Origin of the sequence: Mesorhizobium sp. (assembly GCF_004962925.1) — a bacterium.
Taxonomy (GTDB): Bacteria; Pseudomonadota; Alphaproteobacteria; order Rhizobiales; family Rhizobiaceae; genus Mesorhizobium.
Genome location: NZ_SUEO01000007.1, coordinates 28,565 through 35,185 on the forward strand (window position 1 = coordinate 28,565; position 6,621 = coordinate 35,185).

Annotated in this window: 2 protein-coding genes and 1 pseudogene; 2 read left to right on the forward strand and 1 reads right to left on the reverse strand. The window is 64.4% G+C overall.

The window, feature by feature from the left end; all coding sequences use genetic code 11:
• A partial coding sequence (locus tag E5W87_RS03465; RefSeq protein ID WP_292394021.1) for a hypothetical protein occupies nucleotides 1-203 on the forward strand: 203 nt, incomplete at its 5' end.
• Here the strand turns inward: E5W87_RS03465 and E5W87_RS03470 are convergent.
• Nucleotides 190-5,670, reverse strand: coding sequence for an alpha-2-macroglobulin family protein (locus E5W87_RS03470; protein ID WP_292394023.1), 5,481 nt, complete (start codon nucleotides 5,668-5,670; stop codon nucleotides 190-192). The two genes, E5W87_RS03465 and E5W87_RS03470, sit on opposite strands and share 14 nt — an antisense overlap.
• Before the next feature lie 376 nt (nucleotides 5,671-6,046).
• Here E5W87_RS03470 and E5W87_RS03475 point away from each other — a divergent pair.
• Nucleotides 6,047-6,621, forward strand: a pseudogene (locus E5W87_RS03475) (outer membrane protein assembly factor); the annotation flags it as partial.

Below are 6,621 nucleotides of genomic sequence, written 5' to 3' on the forward strand. Positions count from 1 at the left end.
CCCCTCATCCGCCTGCCGGCACCTTCTCCCCGTATAGTGACGGGGAGAAGGGGGCTCTTTCTGCGCCGTTCGAGGTTGGCGAAAACTTCGGCGCAAGCTCATTTCTCTCCGTCTCCATACGGGGAGAAATGCCCGGCAGGGCAATGAGGGACAGCGCAATCGCCATGATCATGTTCGCCACCATCTGCCTTACGGCGCCTTGACCTCCATCATCCCGGTCGCGGTGCGGGCCGAATATTGCGGCCGGTACATGTCCTCGACCGTTGCCGCCGAATGAGCATAGGTGCCCGGCGTCACCGCGCGCACGACATAGGCGAGCGTGATGTTGCGGTCGCCGTCGCCGTCGTTCGGATTGAAGGCCGCGACGAAACGGTCGTCGCGGAATTCGAGATGGGCGGCGTCGGTCTGGGCGAGCCAGGAGAAGTTCGACAACTGGGCGCTGGAAACCAGGCCCGGATTGTCGATCTCGAAGCCGGCCGGCAGCAGATCGGTGATCACGAGCCGCGACGGCCACTTGTTCTGCTCGTAGATCTTGAGCACGACGACATAGCGTTCGTTCTGGGTCGCCTCCGTGACATTGGCTTCGGTGCCGTCGAGCTTGTAGTAGGTGCGGCCGATGGTGAAGCCGTTGCCGCTGGCCGGCAGTGGCTGGATCGGCGAGGCCACCGTGGTGACGACTGCCTGCAGCAGGTTGCTGCCGGTGTTGGCGATGGTCAGCGGACTGTCGACAAGATCGCTGCCGGCAATCTGGTCCGAATAGGCGCCGACATGCGGTGCACCATTGATGGTCAGCGCGATCGCATCATTGCCGGCCTTCAGCGCGCGGGCCGCCAGCAGCATCCAGGACTCGTCCTGTGTGCTGGTCCATCTGACGGCGGCGCGTTCCTTCGTCACCAGCGTGATCAGCGCCGGCACGATCGTCGGCACCGGCTTCGATTCGGCGGCAAGCGCCAGCATCGCCGCGCCGTCACGCAGCGGCGAGCCATAGTCGGACCTGTAGTAGTCATATGCGGAGATCGACTGGGCCAGTTGCAGGGCAGCCTGGAAGGTGGCTTCCGAGCGCTGCGTATCGCCGTAGAGCGCCAGGCCTGCCGCCAACTGGGCAACGGCCATCGGGCTCGTAAAGGCTTCGAGTTGCGTGTCTGCATAATAGCGCAGATCACCGATCGAGGCCTTCTTGTTGCGGGCCAGCACATAGAGCGCATAGGCGATCTCGCTGCCGCGACCCTTGACGTCCTGGTCGTAGCCGATCGCGTTTTGCAGATTGCTCAGCGCCTGGTTCATCGCCAGGGTCGGCACGTCGTATTTCTGCTCGCGTGCTCGGGTCAGGAAATCGGTGACGTAGGCGTCGAGCCACAGATCGCCGGAGCCCGGACCCCACAGGCCGAAGCTGCCGGCCGAGGCCTGATAGCTCAGCACCTTGTAGATGGCGTCCTGGATGCGGCCGCGCAGATCGGGGTCGCTGGCCATGCCGATGCCCGAGGCCATGTCATTGACATAGAGAAGCGGCATGGCGCGGCTGGTGGTCTGCTCGGCGCAGCCATATGGGTAGCGGTCAAGTGTCATCAGCAGCGACGGCACGTCGAAGGCCGCCGCCTGCGAAACGCCGACGCTGACCGAAGCGCCGTCGAGCAGGCTTGCCGTCAGCAGCTCCTTGTCGATGCGCAGCGACCCGCCATTGCCCTTGAGGTCGACCACCATACGGGTGGTCACCGGCAATTGCGCCGGGCGCACCGGAACATAGAGCGTCTGCTCGACAGCGGTGCCGTCTTCATGGGCGAGCTTGATGGTGATCGAGGCGTTGCCCGGCGTCTCAGCCGTCAGAGGCACGGTCAGCGTCTGCCGCTTGCCCTTGGCGAGCGTCAGCTTTTCGGGCAGGGCGGCAGTGCCGGTCGACAGACCGCCGGTGGTGTCTATCGACAGTGCATAGTCGCCCTCTGGACCATCGGTGTCGGCGACGTCGAGCCGCATGACGGCCGAATCGCCGGGCGCCAGAAAGCGCGGCAGGCCGGCAGTGATCACCACCGGATCGCGCACGATCACGTCGGACTGGGCATGGCCGACCCCGTCCTTGGTCCAGGCGACGGCCATCACGCGTACGGTGCCGTTGAATTGCGGGATGTCGAAATCGATCCGCGCCCTGCCGTCGGGATCGAGCTGGACCGGACCGGAGAAGAAGGCGACCAGCTTTTCGGTCGGCGGACTGCCCTGCGACTGCATATTGGCGCCGTCGCCGCCGGTGCGCAGCTTGCCTGACGTGCCCAGCGAGCCGTCGATCAGGCGGCCGTAGAGGTCGCGTACCTCGAGGCCGAGCATGCGCTGGCCGAAGAACCAGGTCTCCGGATCCGGCACTTTGTAATTGGTGAGGTTGAGGATGCCGACATCGACGGCCGCGACCATGACATAGGCGTTGGCGCCCGGCTGCACGCCGGCCACGGAAACCGGGATCGACAGCTGCTGGCGCGGCATGGTCTTGTCCGGCGGCGTCAAGGTGACGGCGAGCTTCTTCGAGCCTGGATCGACCTTCAGCCATTTGACGCCGATGGCGCGCGCTGGCATGCGGGTTTCCTGCGCATCGCCCGGCCTGAACAGCGTTGCCGTGACATAGGCGCCGGCGCCCCAGTCGTCGCCGACCGGGATGTCGATCGTGCTGCCGCCGGCCGGAACGCTGGCGGTGACGGTCTTCAAGAGCTTGTCGGCGCCGATGGTGACGAGCAGCTCGCCGGCAAAATGCGGCGACACTTTGAGCTTGGCCACTTCGCCCGCCGCATAGGTGTCCTTGTCGAGGGCGATCTCGAGGCCGTCGGGCGTTTCGGTGGTCGTGGAGCTGACATACCAGCCGGCGTCGAACTCGTAGCTGGTCGCCGGGCCTTCCGGATCCGATGTCTCGATCTCGAGCCGATAGCGGCCCCAGTCGACCGGCAGCGAGACGGTGGCCTCGCCGTCGGCCGTCAGGTCGACCTGGCCGTTGGCCACCGACTTGGTGAAGGTCACCGGCTCATAGTTCCAGGAATTGCTCGAGCGGTACCATTGGTAACTGCGTTCGACCTTGACCAGCGACCATTGCGCACCCTGCAGCGCCTCACGCTTGCCGTCGGGGTCGACGGCGATCAGGCCGAATTTCGCCGTGCCGCCTTGCGGCACCTCGTCGCCGTCGAAATCCGGGCGGATTCCGATCATATGGCCTTGCGGCCGGATGCCGATGTTGAGGGAGCGCTCGACGGCGCGGCCGCCGGTCTCACGCATCCTGACCGTCACCTTGGCATCGACGAGCTTGGTGGTCGAGGGCAACTGGTCGACGGAAACCGGGAAGGTCGCCTTGCCGTCCTCGCCGACCACCGGGAGACCTGTGAACGGCGTGACCGACGGTTCCGCCGACTGCTCGTCGGCGAGGCCGAAGGAATAGCCTTTAAAACGGTCCCAGTCGCGAGTGGTCGACAGCGTCAGCTCGCCTTCGAGCGCCAGCCCGGCGGCAGGCGCGCCATACAGGAAGCGGCCGTCGACGGTGACGTTGGCTGTTTCGCCCTGCGCGATCTCCTGCTTGTCGGAGGACAGGTCGAACTCGATGCGATCCGGCACGAAATCCTCGACCAGGAACATGTGGCTGGCGACCGCCGCCTGCTTGGGATCGGTGTGGATCGCCACCGTCCAGGTGCCGCGCATGGCATTGGGTTCGAGCGGCAGGTCGACGGCATGGCCGCCGGCCGATGCGCCGTCGCTGACGATGCGACGGTTCTCGACGCCGTCGGGGCGCGTGAAGATGAAGGTCAGCGGCAGGTTCTCGACCGCCTTGGCGGCGCCGTCACGGGCAAGCGCTGCGACATGGACGTCCTCGCCGGCGCGGTAGATGCCGCGTTCGGTCCAGGCATAGACGTCGAGCGCGCCCGGCGCCGGACGCCCGGTGACGCCACGATCTGACAGGTCGAAGCCGGCGCGGCCCATGTCGAGGAAGACGAAGTCGCTGTCGCCCTGCTTGGCCGTCAGCACAGAAGGCACCATGCCGCCGTCGCCGCGCGTCAGGCCGGCGTTGAAGACGGCGCGGCCTTCCGCGTCCGTGGTCGCGGTGCCGAGGATTTCATTGTTCCTGGCGAGCAGCGTCAGTTCAGCACCTGATATCGGCTTGGCGGTTCCGAGCGAACGGGCAAAGACGTTCAATCCATCCTGTCCGGTGTAGGTCGACAGGCCGATATCGGAGACGACGAACCATTGCGTGGCGCGGGAATCATAGTCGTCGTCATTCTCGTCGACCGGTTGTGCAGTCAGCACATAGACACCGGGCTTGCGCTGCGGCAGCGCCTCGTCGACCGGGAAGGAGGTGATAACCTCCTTGTTCAGGTCGTTGGCGATGTCGAGCTTGCCTTGCCAGACCGGTTCGCCCATCTGATCGGAAATGTTGGAGATGTCGTAGCCGTCAAGCTGGCGCAGGAACTGGTAGCCGGACAGAAGCTGGGTCAGCGAACGGTCGCCGATGCGATAGAGCTTCATTTCGGCGGCGTTCATGTTGACGGTGACGACCGGGATGCCGCGGCGCGCGCCGGCAGGCAGCACGAAGCTGTCGCCGGTGAAACGGGCGGACGGGGCGCGGTCCTGCACATAGATCGACAGCACCACCGGTGCGGTGATCACCTCGCCGATGGCGGCCGGCAGGCCAGGGCGGAAGGTCACGTTGTAATGCTGGCCATGTTCGAGCCCATCGACGCAGATCTGCTTGTCTTTGGCCTCGACACCCTTGGGGGCGGCGTTGTCGACGGTGACGAATTGCGAATAGTCGACGCCGGTCTTGACCAGATCCTCGGAAAACTGCGCGCAGATGCGCGGCGCGCTGGTGTCGGCGTCGACCGTGTGATCGACGATGCGGAAGCCCTTGCGGGCCTTGAGGTCCTGATAGGCAGCCGAGACCCAAGACGAATTGACCAGCGCGAGGCTCGCTTCGTAGGCCTGCAGCGCCGGCCGGGAGAGGTCGCGGCGATCGAGCCCGTCGCCGAGCAGTGCCAGTGCTTCGGCGCGCGTTTTTGTAGTGCGCAGCAATTTGTAGGCGTTGAAGGCGGCGGAGGTGGCGTTCGCGGGCAGCGTGGAGGCCTCCGCACTGTTGGCGGTCGGCGGCACGGCGAGCGTTTCCCGCGCCAGTTCAAGCCAGAGCTGGCCGTCGTCGGGCAATACCGAAACCAAAGCCTCGTATTTTTGCATGGCCGAGCGGCGGTTGCCGGTCTGCGACGCTTGTTCCGCCGCCTGCTTCAGCGCCGCCAGCCCATCGGCAGGCTTGGTATAGGCCGGGCCGGTGAGCCTGTTGCGGTATTGCTGGGCCTGGTCGGCCATCCAGGCGGGGAAGAAGGCGAGGTCCGGCGGCGCGCCGATATCGGGGTCGCCATCGATGTTGACGACTTTACCGGCGACGGCGCCGTTGAAGGGCTTCAGCGTGTTATAGTCGGATTTGAGAAAACACCATTTGGCCTTGGGGTTGTAGGTGAAGGCGCGGCAGGCGGGATCGCCGAGACATGTCGTCTTGCACTGGTCGAGGCTGACATTCTGGTCGGATCTGAGATCGAAACCGAAATAATCGGAATTGCCCGATATCACCACCCGGCGTGCTTCGGCCGCTTGCGCGATACCGCCCCAGGCGAACAAGAGAAGGAAAAGGATCGACAGACCACGAGCCGCGCGCATTGCCATAATACCCCTCCAGACACTGCTTACGCATCGGCCCGAAAATCGGAATCGATTTTCGGAAAGCACGATGCGTCACTTCAAAGTCCTAGAGCGTACCTTGTGCCTCCGAATGGACGCACCTCGCTCTAACGTCCAGACATGTTCAAGCTTCAGTCCAGCTTGTCAACGCGAGGACGCGGCAGGTTCCGCCTGCCAACGGTTTCCTTTCCGGCCAATGGCCGGTAGTACCTCCATAGGACAGGGATCACGCTTTCTTGCGGCGACGCAGAAGGTGTGAATTCCAAGCCCTGTCCATTTCAGACAATTGGATTGTGGCCCCTTTACGAGCAATTCAGAACTTCATTCCAATTTTAGCTTTGGGAGCTAGTGTAGAGTTGTAATGTCGGCGTATGAAAGGCAGATGTCGGGAGGAACCGCGCCACGGCGCGTGCTTTCGCACGCCCTGCTTTTCGTCTTGCTGTGCTCGACTGCACTGGTTGCCACGAGCGGAAATGCGGCCGCTTTCGAGATCTTCGGCATCAAGCTGTGGGGGTCGTCGGAGGACGAAGATGCCGACATCGTCGATCCGCTGCGCTATGCGGTGACCATCGAGGCGCCCGACGCCGACGAGGATCTCGTCAAGAAGCTCGAAAACGCGTCGGCACTGAAGGCCGACGAAGAACGCCCGGTCTCGGGTTCGCTCGGCCTGCTGGGCAAGGCGCGCGGCGACCGCGATCAGCTTATCGCCGCACTTTACGCAGATGCCCGCTACGAGGGTGTCGTCACCATCACCATCGAAGGCAAACCGCTCGACGATTTGCCGCCCGACGCCGAATTTTCGGGGCCGCAGCCGATTCCGGTGGTGATCAACATTGCGACCGGGCCGAAATTCACGCTTGGCGATATCAGGCTGGAGGGGGATGCGGCGGGACTGGTGGGGCCCGATTTCGGCCTGATCGCCGGCGGCGATGCCGG

Excerpts from the sequence above, each read along its gene's own strand:
- E5W87_RS03470 (WP_292394023.1), bottom strand. The coding sequence starts at position 5,670 with ATGGCAATGCGCGCGGCTCGTGGTCTGTCGATCCTTTTCCTTCTCTTG.